The 14346-nt window shown below is 72.7% G+C and carries 14 protein-coding genes; 11 read left to right on the forward strand and 3 right to left on the reverse strand.

Features of this window, described 5'->3' with window-relative positions; translation table 11 throughout:
* Positions 1-73 precede the first annotated feature (73 nt).
* Together aroC and ACQP26_RS11795 are read left to right on the forward strand one after the other, a co-directional pair.
* A complete protein-coding gene (aroC, locus tag ACQP26_RS11790) occupies positions 74-1252 on the forward strand; it encodes a chorismate synthase (protein WP_433495719.1) in 1179 nt (392 codons plus the stop codon).
* A gap of 55 nt (positions 1253-1307) precedes the next feature.
* Positions 1308-1817 carry a shikimate kinase gene (locus tag ACQP26_RS11795; RefSeq protein WP_433495720.1) on the forward strand — a complete coding sequence of 170 codons (510 nt, stop codon included), beginning with the start codon at positions 1308-1310 and terminating at the stop codon, positions 1815-1817.
* A 215-nt stretch (positions 1818-2032) separates the two neighbouring features.
* Here the strand turns inward: ACQP26_RS11795 and ACQP26_RS11800 are convergent, their stop codons facing one another.
* Entirely contained in the window at positions 2033-2821 is a 789-nt protein-coding gene (locus ACQP26_RS11800) for a cytochrome c oxidase assembly protein (RefSeq protein ID WP_433495721.1), read from the reverse strand.
* A complete protein-coding gene (locus ACQP26_RS11805; RefSeq protein WP_433495722.1) occupies positions 2818-3360 on the reverse strand; it encodes a DUF2243 domain-containing protein in 543 nt (180 codons plus the stop codon). The genes ACQP26_RS11800 and ACQP26_RS11805 overlap by 4 nt, the downstream gene beginning before the upstream one ends.
* 92 nt (positions 3361-3452) lie before the next feature.
* Between ACQP26_RS11805 and aroB the strand changes: the two genes are divergently transcribed.
* The 4 genes from aroB to nusB all read left to right on the forward strand — a co-directional run bounded on the left by aroB (position 3453) and on the right by nusB (position 6044).
* A complete protein-coding gene (gene aroB / locus ACQP26_RS11810) occupies positions 3453-4529 on the forward strand; it encodes a 3-dehydroquinate synthase (RefSeq protein WP_433495723.1) in 1077 nt (358 codons plus the stop codon).
* The gene (gene aroQ, locus ACQP26_RS11815; RefSeq protein WP_433495724.1) at positions 4526-4966 is read left to right on the forward strand and encodes a type II 3-dehydroquinate dehydratase; all 441 of its coding nucleotides are present in this window, start codon (positions 4526-4528) and stop codon (positions 4964-4966) included. The genes aroB and aroQ overlap by 4 nt, the downstream gene beginning before the upstream one ends.
* Positions 4967-5052: 86 nt before the next feature.
* Complete coding sequence (gene efp / locus ACQP26_RS11820; RefSeq protein ID WP_013285503.1) at positions 5053-5610, forward strand: elongation factor P; 558 nt, start codon at positions 5053-5055, stop codon at positions 5608-5610.
* A gap of 23 nt (positions 5611-5633) precedes the next feature.
* Positions 5634-6044 (forward strand): transcription antitermination factor NusB, encoded by a 411-nt coding sequence (gene nusB / locus ACQP26_RS11825; protein ID WP_174361785.1) that lies wholly within the window; start codon positions 5634-5636, stop codon positions 6042-6044.
* Positions 6045-6105: 61 nt separating this feature from the next.
* On the opposite strand, the gene bldD is transcribed toward nusB, so the two are convergent.
* The gene (bldD, locus tag ACQP26_RS11830; RefSeq protein WP_013285505.1) at positions 6106-6594 is read right to left on the reverse strand and encodes a transcriptional regulator BldD; all 489 of its coding nucleotides are present in this window, start codon (positions 6592-6594) and stop codon (positions 6106-6108) included.
* A gap of 286 nt (positions 6595-6880) precedes the next feature.
* Here bldD and pyrR point away from each other — a divergent pair, with 286 nt between their 5' ends.
* The 5 genes from pyrR to carB all read left to right on the forward strand — a co-directional run bounded on the left by pyrR (position 6881) and on the right by carB (position 14334).
* A complete protein-coding gene (gene pyrR / locus ACQP26_RS11835) occupies positions 6881-7465 on the forward strand; it encodes a bifunctional pyr operon transcriptional regulator/uracil phosphoribosyltransferase PyrR (RefSeq protein WP_433495725.1) in 585 nt (194 codons plus the stop codon).
* Positions 7462-8388, forward strand: coding sequence for an aspartate carbamoyltransferase catalytic subunit (locus ACQP26_RS11840; RefSeq protein ID WP_433495726.1), 927 nt, complete (start codon positions 7462-7464; stop codon positions 8386-8388). The genes pyrR and ACQP26_RS11840 overlap by 4 nt, the downstream gene beginning before the upstream one ends.
* Positions 8385-9662: a dihydroorotase gene (locus ACQP26_RS11845; protein ID WP_433495727.1), complete on the forward strand. Its 1278-nt coding sequence runs from the start codon at positions 8385-8387 to the stop codon at positions 9660-9662. The genes ACQP26_RS11840 and ACQP26_RS11845 overlap by 4 nt, the downstream gene beginning before the upstream one ends.
* A gap of 114 nt (positions 9663-9776) precedes the next feature.
* Positions 9777-10949 (forward strand): glutamine-hydrolyzing carbamoyl-phosphate synthase small subunit, encoded by a 1173-nt coding sequence (gene carA, locus ACQP26_RS11850; protein WP_433495728.1) that lies wholly within the window; start codon positions 9777-9779, stop codon positions 10947-10949.
* Complete coding sequence (carB, locus tag ACQP26_RS11855; RefSeq protein WP_433495729.1) at positions 10942-14334, forward strand: carbamoyl-phosphate synthase large subunit; 3393 nt, start codon at positions 10942-10944, stop codon at positions 14332-14334. The genes carA and carB overlap by 8 nt, the downstream gene beginning before the upstream one ends.
* Positions 14335-14346 lie beyond the last annotated feature (12 nt).

Here is a 14346-nt window from a genome sequence, read left to right on the forward strand (position 1 = left end):
GTGGCCTGTCCGGTGGGCGGGATGCGGCGGGCGGCGTACGCCGGTGACCACCGGGCGTGACACACTGACCGTTGTGTTGCGCTGGCTGACTGCAGGTGAATCGCACGGACCCGCCCTCGTCGCGATGCTGGAGGGCGTACCCGCCGGCATCGAGGTGACCACCGGGGAGATCTCCGGCGAGCTGGCCCGGCGCCGGCTCGGCTACGGCCGGGGTGCCCGGATGTCGTTCGAGCAGGACGAGGTCGAGATCATCGGCGGGCTCCGGCACGGGGTGACGCTGGGCAGCCCGGTGGCGATCCGGGTCGGCAACTCCGAGTGGCCCAAGTGGCGCACCGTGATGGCCGCCGACCCGGTCGACCCGGAGGAGCTGGCGAGCCAGGCCCGCAACGCGCCGCTGACCCGTCCCCGCCCGGGCCACGCCGACCTGGCCGGCATGCAGAAGTACGGGCACACCGACGCCCGGCCGATCCTGGAGCGCGCGAGCGCCCGGGAGACCGCCGCCCGGGTCGCGGTGGGCACCGTCGCCAAGGCGCTCGTCCGCCAGGCGCTCGGCGTCGAGATCGTCTCCCACGTGGTCGAGCTGGGCCCGGTGGCGGTCAAGCCGGGCCTGCGGCCCACGCCGGAGGACGCCGCGCGCATCGACGCCGACCCGCTGCGCTGCCTCGACGCCGAGGCCAGCGCCCGGATGGTCGCCGAGGTCGACGCCGCGAAGAAGGCCGCCGACACGCTCGGTGGCGTGGTCGAGGTGCTCGCGTACGGGGTGCCGCCGGGCCTGGGCAGCCACGTCCAGTGGGACCGCAAGCTCGACGCCCGCCTCGCGACCGCGCTCATGTCGATTCAGGCGATCAAGGGTGTGGAGATCGGCGACGGCTGGCAGCAGGCCCGCTCGCGTGGCTCGGAGGCGCACGACGAGATCGTGCCCACCGCCACCGGCGTGCGGCGGATCACCGACCGGGCCGGCGGCCTGGAGGGCGGTATCACCACCGGTGAGCCGCTGCGGGTGAAGGCGGCCATGAAGCCGATCTCGTCGCTGAACCGGGCTCTCGCGACGATCGACGTGACCACCGGCGAGCCGGCCACCGCGATCAACCAGCGCTCCGACGTGTGCGCGGTCCCGGCCGCCGCCGTGGTGGCCGAGGCGATGGTCGCGCTGGTGCTGGCCGAGGCGGCGGTGGAGAAGTTCGGTGGCGACTCGGTCGCCGAGATGCGCCGCAACCTGACCGGTTACCTCGACAGCCTGGTGGTTCAGTGAGCGCGAGGAACGCAGCGCAGCGGAGTCCCGCAGTCGCGAACGAAAGGTGGCAACGATGAGCACCCGGCCGGTCTGCGTGCTGGTCGGTGCGCCCGGCTCCGGCAAGACCACTGTCGGTACGGCGCTCGCCGAGGCGCTCGGCGTCGACTTCCGGGACACCGACGCCGACATCGAGAACCTCGCCGGCAAGCCCATCCCGGAGATCTTCGTGGACGAGGGCGAGGAGCACTTCCGTACCCTCGAACGGGCCGCCGTGGCGGCGGCGCTCGCGTCACACGCGGGCGTGCTCGCGCTCGGCGGCGGCGCGGTCCTGGCCGAGGAGAACCGGGCCGCACTGATCGGCCACACGGTGGTGCACCTGTCGGTGGAGCTGCCCGACGCGGTCAAGCGGGTCGGTCTCGGCGCCGGGCGGCCGCTGCTCGGGCTGAATCCGCGCGCCACGCTCAAGCACCTGATGGACCAGCGCCGCCCGCTCTACGCCGAGGTGGCGACCGCGACGGTGGTCACCGACGGGCGTACGCCGGAGGATCTGGCCGCGGAGATCGCCGCCCTGCTCAAGCCCTGAGCCCGCCCCGCTCCGCCGGCTCCGTGCTCCCTCGGTGGAACGCCGTGGGTGTCTCGCGGGCGTTGTGGCACCCGTGGTGTTCCACTCGGCGTGGATGACGTGGGTGGGTGGAACGCGGTGGGTGTCTCCGGGGTGTTGTGGCACCCGTGGTGTTCCACTCGGCGTGGATGACGCCGGCGGGTGGAACGCGGTGGGCCGGGGAGAAGGCGCGCCGGTCAGGCGTTGGCCGCGACGGTCCCGGCCGCGCGGCGGCGCCGGGCCGGTTCCGGTCGCCAGGTGGCCAGCAGCGCGAGCGCCAGCGCGATCTCGGCCAGGTCACCCAGGTAGTACATGAGCGTGGCCCCGGCCCGCAGCTCGGCGGCGGTGGCCGGCACGTCGACGAACAGCCCGGCGTAGAGCAACTGGGCGATGGTGGCGTGCGCGGCCACCCCGAACCCGATCACCACGAGCCGCACCGGTACGCGCGGGCGGTGCGGCCCCGGGTCGGGACCGGCGATCGACCAGGCGAACAGGCAGCCGCTGAGCAGGAAGTGCAGGTTCACCAGCGTGTGCAGGGCCGGGTTGTCCAGGGTGGCCCGGTACAGCGGGGTGAGGTAGAGCAGCCACAGCCCGCCCGCGGTGAGCAGCAGGCCGGTCACCGGGTGGCCGAGCACCCGCGCGACCGGGTGCCGCAGCAGGTGGACCAGGGCCCGGCCGGTGCGCCGGTCCAGCGTGCGCAGCAGCAGCGTGACCGGGGCGCCGAGCACCAGCGCGAGCGGCGCGAGCATGCCGATCAGCAGGTGCTGCCACATGTGCCCGACGAAGTCGCCGGCGGGCCACAGCAGCCCCGCCGCCAGCAGCAGGGTGCCCAGCCCGAAGCTCGCCGTCCGGGCGTGCGGCCAGCCCGGCCCGCCCGGGTCGCGCAGCCGCAGCGCGGCGGCCAGGTACGCCCAGAACAGCGCCGCCGGGACCAGCGCGGTCGCCGGGAAGCCGCCGTCGGCGTGCCCGGCGTGGGCCACTGTCACCGGCGCTCCGGCGCGCAGAGGTCGACGCCCTTGGCCCGGCGCTGGATCGCCCACCCGACTGCGATCAGCACCACGCCGAGGGCGAGGAACCCGAGGTCCCACCAGAGCTGGTTCGGGCCGCTGCGCACGTGGTGGATGCCGAGCAGGTGGTGGTCGATGACGCCCTCGACCAGGTTGAACAGGCCCCAGCCGATGAGCGCCCAGCCCCACAGCATCGGCGAGCGCCACAGCCGGCCCCGGGAGCTGGTCACCCGGGAGTAGAGCAGGGCCAGGCCGGTCAGCACCGCCACCCAGGTGACCACGTGGAACAGGCCGTCCCAGAGCGTGTTCATCTGCAACCCGGGCACGGTGTCCACCGGGTACTCACGGATGCCGACCCGGTCGCTGCCGGTGCTGCTGAGCAGGTGGTGCCACTGGAGCACCTGGTGCAGGACGATGCCGTCGACGAAGCCGCCGAGCCCGACGCCGAGGATCGTGGCGGGCAGCCGGATGCTCGTCGCGGATTCCGGTCGGGTCGCGTGTGCCGTCGTCTCGCTCATTCCGGCCGCCCTACCCGCGGTGCGACCGGTCAAACACCCAGGGAGTGGACAGTGGCCGCGCGAGGGCGGCGCGCTGGACTAGGCTGCCCGCGATGGACGAGGTGACCCGGATCCCGGTCGGCGGCGAGCGGCCGTACGACGTGCTGGTGGGACGTGACCTGCTGGACCCGCCGCCCCGGCTGCTGCCGGGCGCCGAGCAGGTGGCCTTCCTGCACGCGCCGCCGCTGAAGGCGCTCGCCGACCGGCTCGCCGACGCGGTCCGCGAGGGCGGCGTGACGCCGCTGCTGATCGAGGTGCCGGACGCCGAGGCGGGCAAGCACGTCGACGTGGCGGCGGCCTGCTGGGACCGGCTCGGCGACGCCGGGTTCACCCGTACCGACGCGGTGGTCGGGGTGGGCGGCGGCGCGGTCACCGACCTGGCCGGCTTCGTCGCGGCCACCTGGCTGCGCGGCGTGCGCTGGGTGCCGGTCGCCACGTCGCTGCTCGGCATGGTCGACGCCGCCGTGGGCGGCAAGACCGGCATCAACACCGCCGCCGGCAAGAACCTGGTCGGCGCGTTCCACCCGCCGGCCGGCGTGCTGGCCGACCTGGCGACGCTGGACAGCCTGCCCCCGGCCGACCTGGCCGCCGGGATGGCCGAGGTGGTCAAGTGCGGGTTCATCGCCGACCCGGTCATCCTCGACCTGGTCGAGCGGGACCCGGCCGCCGCGCTCGACCCGGCCGGGCCGGTGCTGCGGGAACTCGTCGAGCGCGCGGTCCGCGTGAAGGCCGACGTGGTCGCCGGGGACCTGCGCGAATCCGGGGTACGCGAGGTGCTCAACTACGGGCACACGCTGGCGCACGCGGTCGAGAAGGTGGAGGGCTACCGCTGGCGGCACGGCCACGCGGTGTCGGTGGGCCTGGTGTACGCGGCCACGCTGGCCCGGCTCGCCGGCCGCCTCGACGCGGCCGACGCCGAGCGGCACCGCCGGGTGCTGACCGCGCTCGACCTGCCCACCGGCTACCGGGCCGACGCCTGGCCGGAGCTGCTCGCCGCGATGCGGGTGGACAAGAAGGCCCGTGGCAGCCGGCTGCGGTTCGTGGTGCTCGACGGGCTCGCCCGCCCGGCGATCCTGGAGGCGCCGTCGGACGACCTGCTCGCCGCCGCGTACGCGGAGATCAGCTCGTGAGGGTGTACGTGCTCAACGGGCCGAACCTGGGCCGCCTCGGCACCCGCCAGGTCGACGTGTACGGGGTGACCAGCTACGCCCAGCTCGTGGCCGACTGCGAGCGGCACGGCCGGGAGCTGGGCCTGGACGTGGTGGTCCGGCAGACCGACGCCGAGCACGAGATGCTCGCCTGGCTGCACGAGGCGGCCGACGAGGCGGCGGCGGTGGTGCTGAACCCGGCCGCCTGGTCGCACTACTCGATCGCGGTGCGGGACGCCTGCGCGATGCTGCGCGGCCCGCTGGTCGAGGTGCACATCTCGAACATCCACGCCCGGGAGGAGTTCCGGCACCACTCGGCGGTGTCCGCGGTGGCCACCGGGGTGATCTGCGGCCTGGGCGTGGACGGCTACCGGCTGGCGCTGCAGCATCTGGCCGCCCGGCTCGCCGCGGGCGCCTGAGCCGGTCCGTCGCGCGGCGCGAGTCCGATTCGACAGAGCGAGTAGACTTGGACGGTCTGTCCGCCAATTGATGATCAAGGCAGGAAATGGCCACCACCAACGACCTGAAGAACGGCCTGGTACTCAACCTGGACGGCGAGCTGTGGGCCGTCGTCGAGTTCCAGCACGTCAAGCCCGGTAAGGGTGGTGCCTTCGTGCGCACCACGCTGAAGAACGTGCTGTCCGGCAAGGTGGTCGACAAGACCTTCAACGCGGGCACCAAGGTCGAGACCGCGACCGTGGACAAGCGCACCATGCAGTACCTGTACGCCGACGGCGAGGACTACGTCTTCATGGATCTGGAGACGTTCGACCAGATCACCGTCCCCGGCGGCACCGTCGGCGAGGCCGCCAACTACCTCCTCCCGGAGGCCGAGGCGACAGTCGCCACCCACGAGAGCGTGCCGCTGTACATCGAGCTGCCGACCTCGGTCGTGCTCGAGGTCACCTACACCGAGCCGGGCCTGCAGGGCGACCGGTCGACCGGCGGCAACAAGCCGGCTACCGTCGAGACCGGCGCCACAGTGCAGGTGCCGCTGTTCATCACCACCGGTGAGAAGATCAAGGTCGACACCCGCGACGGCCGTTACCTCGGCCGAGCCTGATGGCCGAGGGCCCCAAGCAGCAGATGCCGGCGCGCCGCAAGGCGCGCAAGCGGGCGCTGGACGTGCTCTTCGAGGCCGACCTGCGGGACCGCCCGCCGGTCGAGGTGCTCGCCGGTTACCTGGAACGGATCGAGCAGCCGCGCCCCGACCACCTCGGCTACGCGGTCGGGCTGGTCGAGGGCGTGGCGGCGCACCTCGACCGGATCGACGAGACGATCGCCAGCTACGCCGAGGGGTGGACGCTGGAGCGGATGCCCGTGGTCGACCGCAACCTGGCCCGGATCGCCGTGTACGAGCTGCTCTACGTCGATGAGATCGACGACGCGGTGGCGATCAGCGAGGCCGTGGAGCTGGCCCGGCAGATGTCGACCGACGACTCGCCCCGCTTCCTCAACGGCATCCTCGGCCGGATCGCCGAGTACGCCACGCGCTGACGCGCCGCGACGACGAAGGGCCCGTGCCGGTAGGCACGGGCCCTTTCTGTCGTACGGGGTGTCAGGACGCGAAGAACGCCCGCGGGTCGGCGACCAGCACGCCGTGCTCGGTCAGCCGCTCGATCAGGCCCGACGGCGAGGCGTCGTAGACGATCGCGAGGGCGCGCAGGTCGTCGGCGCGGATGGAGAGCACCCGGCCGTTGTAGTCGCCGCGCTGCTGCTGGATGGCGCGCGCGTAGCGGGCCACGTACGCGAGGTCCTCGGAGGCCTCGTCGTAGAGCCGCTCCAGGTCCAGCACGATCTTGCTGGTGGGCTCGTGACGCACCCCGCTGCCGTCGGGCAGCAGCTCCGAGACGGGAACGCGGTAGAAGTCGGCCAGCTCCGCCAGGCGGGACACGGTGACGGCGCGGTCGCCGCGCTCGTACGAGCCGACCACCACGGCCTTCCACCGCCCGTTCGACTTCTCCTCCACCCCCTGCAGGGACAGGCCCTGCTGCTGGCGGATGGAGCGCAGGCGGGCGCCCAGCGACTTGGCGTATTCAGAGGGCATTCGGACACTCCCAGTGCTGTTCGGGTTCTCCGAGCTATCGCTACGGAGCGTGACGGTACGGGGATTGCGACAAGTGGTCAAGTGTTGCCGTGCACGAGGTCCGGCGCCCACGTGTGGCTTGTCCCCATTTCGCCGGGCTGACCAGCAGGTCAGGACCGGCGGCGGGTGGCCCGGTGACCGCTGGTAACGTGGCGTGAAGCCCCGGTCCGGGCCCCGCGCGGGCCTGCCGGAGCAGACCAGACGTCCTTTAACGACCCGTCCCGTGAGGCGGGGAAGGAGGTCCGCCGTGGCCTACCCACCGGCTGCCCACTCGTCGCCGCCGCGACAACCCTCGGTGAAGGTGATCCTCGCCGCAGCGGACGTGTCGCGGGTGGTCGACCGCATCGCCCACCAGATCCTGGAGAAGACCCAGGGCGCCGCCGACACCGTGCTGCTGGGCATCCCCACCCGGGGCGTGCCGCTGGCCCACCGCCTGGCGGCCCGGATCAGCACCTTCGAGGACGTCACCGTCCCGGTCGGCGTGCTCGACATCACGCTCTACCGCGACGACCTGCGCCGGCACGCCACCCGCGCGGTCGGCCCGACCGACCTGCCGCCCGGCGGGATCGACGGCAAGCGGGTGATCCTCGTCGACGACGTGCTGTTCTCCGGCCGCACCGTGCGGGCCGCGCTGGACGCGCTCAGCGACGTCGGCCGCCCAGCGTCCGTGCAGCTCGCGGTCCTGGTCGACCGCGGCCACCGCCAGTTGCCGATCCGCGCCGACTACGTCGGCAAGAACATCCCCACCGCGCTGGCCGAGAACGTCAAGGTCACCCTCGCCGAGACCGACGGCACGGACGAGGTCAAGTTGTACGGGGGTGCACCCGCATGATCCGGCACCTGCTCTCCGGCGCCGACCTGGACGCCGGCACCGCCACCCTGGTCCTGGACACCGCCGCGGAGATGGCGACGGTGGCCGGGCGCGAGGTCAAGAAGCTGCCCGCGCTGCGCGGGCGCACCGTGGTCAACCTCTTCTACGAGGACTCCACCCGGACCCGGATCTCGTTCGAGGCCGCCGCCAAGCGGCTCAGCGCCGACGTGATCAACTTCTCTGCCAAGGGCTCCAGCGTGGCCAAGGGGGAGAGCCTGAAGGACACGGCGCTCACGCTCCAGGCCATGGGCGCGGACGCGGTGGTCGTCCGGCACCCCGCCTCCGGCGCCCCGCACCGGCTCGCCGAGTGGGTGGACGGGTCGGTGGTCAACGCCGGTGACGGCACCCACGAGCACCCCACCCAGGCGCTGCTCGACGCGTACACGATGCGGTCCCGGCTGGGCCGGCTCGACGGCCTGCACGTGGCGATCGTCGGCGACGTGCTGCACTCCCGGGTGGCCCGCTCGAACGTGCTGCTGCTGTCCACGCTCGGCGCGAAGGTCACACTGGTCGGCCCGCCCACGCTCATCCCGGTCGACATCGCCGCCGCTCTGGCGCCCGGCACCGACGTCTGTTACGACCTCGACGCCGTTCTCCCAGATGTGGACGTGGTGATGATGCTGCGGGTGCAGCGCGAGCGGATGGGCGACTCCTTCTTCCCGTCGGCCCGCGAGTACGCCCGTCGCTACGGGCTCGACGGGCCGCGCATGCGCCGGCTGCCCGAGCACGCGATCGTCATGCACCCCGGCCCGATGAACCGGGGCATGGAGATCACGCCCGAGGTGGCCGACTCGCCCCGCTCCACCATCGTCGAACAGGTCGCCAACGGGGTCTCCGTGCGGATGGCCGTGCTCTACCTGCTGCTCGGAGGGAACAACCGGTGACCGCGTACCTCATCAGAAGCGTCAGCATCGTCGGCGGCGAGCCGACCGACCTGCTCATCCGCGACGGAGTGGTGGCCGAGACGGGCCGCGGGCTCGCCGCGGACGACGCCACGGTCATCGACGGGAGCGGCCTGGTCGCGCTGCCCGGCCTGGTCGACCTGCACACCCACCTGCGCGAGCCCGGCCGGGAGGACGCCGAGACCGTCGAGTCCGGTTCCCGGGCGGCGGCGCTCGGCGGCTACACGGCGGTGTGCGCGATGGCGAACACCTCGCCGGTCGCGGACACCGCGGGCGTGGTCGAGCAGGTCTGGCGACTCGGCCGGGAGGCCGGCCTGGTCGACGTGCAGCCGATCGGCGCGGTCACCGTCGGGCTGGCCGGCGAACGCCTGGCCGAGCTGGGCGCGATGGCCGACTCGGCCGCCGGGGTGCGGATCTTCTCCGACGACGGGCACTGCGTGTCCGACCCGCGGCTGATGCGCCGGGCGCTGGAGTACGTCAAGGCGTTCGACGGCGTGATCGCCCAGCACGCCGAGGAGCCCCGGCTGACCGAGGGCGCGCAGATGCACGAGGGTGAGGTGTCCACCCGCCTCGGCCTGACCGGCTGGCCGGCCGTCGCCGAGGAGGCGATCATCGCCCGGGACGTGCTGCTGGCCGAGCACGTCGGCAGCCGCCTGCACGTCTGCCACGTCTCCACCGCCGGCAGCGTCGAGGTGCTGCGCCAGGCCAAGGCCCGCGGGGTACGGGTCACCGCCGAGGTGACGCCGCACCACCTGCTGCTGACCGATGCCAAGGCGGAGAGCTACGACCCGGTCTTCAAGGTCAACCCGCCGCTGCGTACCGCCGCCGACATCGCCGCGCTGCGGGAGGCGCTGGCCGAGGGCGTGATCGACATCATCGCCACCGACCACGCGCCGCACGCCGTGGAGGACAAGGAGTGCGAGTGGGCGTACGCCCGGCCGGGCATGCTCGGCCTGGAGACCGCGCTGTCCATCGCGCTCGACGTGTTCGGCCCCCGCTGGGACCTGATCGCCGAGCGGATGTCCCGCACCCCGGCCCGGATCGCCGGACTGGCCGGGCACGGCCTCGACCCGGCGCCCGGCGTACCGGCCAACCTGACCCTGGTCGACCCGGCCGTCCGTCGCGTCATCGAACCGGCGGAGCTGGCCAGTCGCAGTCGCAACACCCCGTACGCCCGCATGACGCTGCCGGGTCGCATCGTGGCGACCTTCCTGCGCGGCGAGCCGACGGTCCTGGACGGAAAGGCTGTTAAGTGAGCGCGAGGAACGCAGCGGAGCGGAGTCCCGCAGTCGCGAACGAAAGGCGGGCCCGGTGAGCGCGAGGAACGCAGCGGAGCGGAGTCCCGCAGTCGCGAACGAAAGGCGGGCACAGTGAAGCGACGGCCTGCAATTCTCGTCCTCGAGGACGGGCGCACGTTCCACGGCGAGGCGTACGGCAGCGTCGGGGAGACCTTCGGCGAGGCGGTCTTCAACACCGGCATGACCGGCTACCAGGAGACGCTCACCGACCCCTCGTACCACCGGCAGGTGGTGGTGCAGACCGCGCCGCACATCGGCAACACCGGCGTCAACGGCGAGGACGACGAGTCCGACCGGATCTGGGTGGCCGGGTACGTGGTGCGCGACCCGGCCCGGATCAGCTCCAACTGGCGGGCCACCGGCGGCCTGGAGGACCGGCTCGCCGCCGAGGGCGTGGTCGGCATCAGCGGCGTGGACACCCGGGCGCTGACCCGGCACCTGCGTGAGCGCGGCGCGATGCGGGTCGGCATCTCCAGCGTCGAGGACGACCCGGCCGCGCTGCTGGAGCGGGTACGCCGCTCGCCGCAGATGGTCGGCGCGAACCTGTCCGACGAGGTGACCACCGCCAAGCCGTACGTCGTCGAGGCGCAGGGCGAGCACCGGTTCACGGTGGCCGCGGTGGACCTGGGCATCAAGCGCAACGTGCCCCGCCGGCTCGCCGCCCGCGGCGTCACCACCCACGTGCTCCCCGCCGGGTCGACCATCGAGGACCTCCTCGCCACCGGCGCGGACGCTGTCTTCTTCTCGCCCGGCCCGGGCGACCCGGCGACCGCCGACGGCCCGGTGGCGCTGGCCCGGGAGGTGCTGACCCGGCGGATCCCGCTGTTCGGCATCTGCTTCGGCAGCCAGATCCTCGGCCGGGCGCTCGGCTTCGGCACCTACAAGCTGGGGTACGGCCACCGCGGCATCAACCAGCCGGTGCTCGACCGGGCCACCGGCAAGGTCGAGGTGACGAGCCACAACCACGGCTTCGCGGTGCAGGTGCCGGGCGCCGGGGACGGCGCGGTGGTGCCGGATCAGGTGATCCAGACCGAGTTCGGCGGTGTCCAGGTGTCCCACGTCTGCCTCAATGACAACGTGGTCGAGGGGCTGCGGGCCGTGGACGTGCCCGCCTTCACCGTCCAGTACCACCCCGAGGCGGCGGCCGGCCCGCACGACGCGGACTACCTCTTCGACCGTTTCGCCGAACTGATCGAGGGCGGCGGCCCCGACCGGAAGCAGACTGAGGGGCGCGACAATGCCTAAGCGGACCGACCTCAAGCACGTCCTGGTGATCGGCTCCGGGCCGATCGTGATCGGACAGGCCTGCGAGTTCGACTACTCCGGCACCCAGGCCTGCCGGGTGCTGCGCAGCGAGGGGATCCGGGTCAGCCTGGTCAACTCCAACCCGGCGACGATCATGACGGATCCGGAGTTCGCCGACGCCACGTACGTCGAGCCGATCACCCCGGAGTTCGTCGAGCTGGTCATCGCCAAGGAGCGCCCGGACGCGCTGCTGCCGACGCTCGGCGGGCAGACCGCGCTGAACACCGCCGTCGCCCTGCACGAGGCCGGCGTGCTGGAGAAGTACGGTGTCGAGCTGATCGGCGCGAACATCGAGGCGATCAACCGGGGCGAGGACCGGCAGCTGTTCAAGGAGATCGTCGCGAAGGCCGGCGTACGGCTGGGCCTGGAGGATCCGTCCGCGCTGGTGCCGCGCTCGCGGGTCTGCCACTCGATGGACGAGGTCCGCGAGACGGTCGCCGACCTGGGCCTGCCGGTGGTCATCCGGCCGTCGTTCACCATGGGCGGCCTCGGTTCCGGCATGGCGCACACCGACGAGGACCTGGAGCGCATCGCCGGGGCGGGCCTGGCGGCCAGCCCGGTGCACGAGGTGCTCATCGAGGAGAGCGTGCTCGGCTGGAAGGAGTACGAGCTCGAACTGATGCGCGACCGCCACGACAACGTGGTGGTGGTCTGCTCGATCGAGAACGTCGACCCGATGGGCGTGCACACCGGCGACAGCGTCACCGTCGCGCCGTCGATGACGCTCACCGACCGGGAGTACCAGCGGCTGCGTGACCTTGGCATCGCCGTGCTGCGCGAGGTCGGGGTGGACACCGGCGGCTGCAACATCCAGTTCGCGGTCAACCCCGCCGACGGCCGGATCGTCGTGATCGAGATGAACCCGCGCGTGTCGCGTTCCTCGGCGCTGGCGTCGAAGGCCACCGGCTTCCCGATCGCGAAGATCGCCGCGAAGCTGGCCATCGGCTACACGCTCGACGAGATCCCGAACGACATCACGCTCAAGACGCCGGCGGCGTTCGAGCCGACGCTCGACTACGTGGTGGTGAAGATCCCCCGGTTCGCGTTCGAGAAGTTCCCCGGCGCCGACCCGGAGCTGACCACCACCATGAAGTCGGTGGGCGAGGCGATGAGCCTGGGCCGCAACTTCACCGAGGCGCTGAACAAGGCGATGCGCTCGATGGAAACCAAGGCATCGGGTTTCTGGACCACTCCGGACCCGGACGGCGCCACGAAGGAGAACACCCTCGCCGCGCTGCGCACGCCGCACGACGGCCGGCTCTACACCGTCGAGCGGGCGCTGCGCCTGGGCGCGTCGATCGCCGAGGTGTCCGAGGCGTCCGGCGGCATCGACCCGTGGTTCCTGGACCAGATCGCCGCGCTGGTCGAGCTGCGCGCCGAGATCGTGGACGCGCCGGTGCTCGACGCCGGTCTGCTGCGCCGGGCCAAGCGGGCCGGGCTGTCCGACCGGCAGCTCGCCGCGCTGCGTCCCGAGCTGGCCGCCGAGGACGGCGTCCGCACGCTGCGGCACCGGCTCGGCGTCCGCCCGGTCTACAAGACGGTGGACACCTGCGCGGCCGAGTTCGAGGCGACCACCCCGTACCACTACTCGACCTACGACTCGGAGACCGAGGTGGCGCCCTCGGCCCGGCCCAAGGTGCTCATCCTGGGCTCCGGGCCGAACCGGATCGGGCAGGGCATCGAGTTCGACTACTCGTGCGTGCACGCCGTACAAGCGCTGCGAAGCGCGCCGATCGGCACAGCCTCTGCGTCCGGTTCCGGCGCCGAAGGCGTCGGTTACGAGACCGTCATGGTCAACTGCAACCCGGAGACCGTCTCCACCGACTACGACACCGCCGACCGGCTCTACTTCGAGCCGCTGACGTTCGAGGACGTGCTGGAGGTCTGGCACGCGGAGGACTCCTCCGGCCGGGAGGCCGGCGGACCCGGCGTCATCGGGGTGATCGTGCAGCTCGGCGGGCAGACCCCGCTCGGCCTGGCGCAGCGGCTCAAGAACGCCGGGGTGCCGATCGTCGGCACCTCCCCGGAGTCGATCCACCTGGCCGAGGAGCGCGGCGCGTTCGGCGCGGTGCTGGCCCGGGCCGGACTGCGCGCGCCCGCGCACGGCATGGCCACCTCGTACGACGAGGCGAAGACGATCGCCGACGAGATCGGGTACCCGGTGCTGGTCCGCCCCTCGTACGTGCTCGGCGGGCGCGGCATGGAGATCGTCTACGACGACGCGACGCTGCGCGACTACATCGGCCGGGCCACCGCCATCTCGCCGGACCGTCCGGTGCTGGTGGACCGGTTCCTGGACGACGCCATCGAGATCGACGTGGACGCGCTCGTGGACGCCGACGGCGACGTCTACCTGGGCGGCGTGATGGAGCACATCGAGGAGGCCGGCATCCACTCCGGCGACTCGTCGTGCGCGCTGCCGCCGATCACCCTGGCCGGCTCGCACCTGGCCCAGGTGCGGCACTACACCGAGCAGATCGCCCGCGGCATCGGTGTGCGCGGCCTGCTCAACGTCCAGTACGCGCTGCAGGGCGACATGCTCTACGTGCTGGAGGCCAACCCGCGCGCCTCCCGGACCGTACCGTTCGTCTCGAAGGCCACGGCGGTGCCGCTGGCGAAGGCGGCGGCCCGGATCGCGCTCGGCGCCACCGTCGCGCAGCTGCGGGCCGAGGGGATGCTGCCGCCGACCGGCGACGGCGGCACCATGCCGGCCGACGCGCCGATCGCGGTCAAGGAGGCGGTGCTGCCGTTCAAGCGGTTCCGCACCCCGTCCGGCAAGGGCATCGACGTGCTGCTCGGCCCGGAGATGAAGTCCACCGGCGAGGTGATGGGCATCGACACCGGCTTCGGGCAGGCGTTCGCCAAGTCGCAGGCGGCCGCGTACGGGTCGCTGCCGACCGCCGGGAAGATCTTCGTCTCGGTCGCCAACCGGGACAAGCGCGGCATGATCTTCCCGATCAAGCGCCTGGCCGACCTGGGCTTCGAGATCGTGGCCACCACCGGTACGGCCGAGGTGCTGCGCCGGCACGGCATCGCCTGCGAGCAGATCCGCAAGCACTACGAGTCGGGGGAGGGCGCGGACGCGGTCTCGCTGATCCTCGGCGGCGACGTGGCGCTGGTGGTGAACACGCCGCAGGGCTCCGGGGCGAGCGCCCGGTCCGACGGGTACGAGATCCGCAGCGCGGCGGTGAGCGTGGACATCCCCTGCATCACCACCGTCCCGGGCGCGGCGGCGGCCGTCATGGGCATCGAGGCCCGCATCAACGGCGACCTGAAGGTCCGTCCGCTGCAGGACCTGCACGCCGCCCTGCGGGCGGGCGAGTGACAGCGCCCCTCC

Source organism: Micromonospora sp. CA-248089 (genome assembly GCF_050948515.1).
GTDB lineage: Bacteria > Actinomycetota > Actinomycetes > Mycobacteriales > Micromonosporaceae > Micromonospora.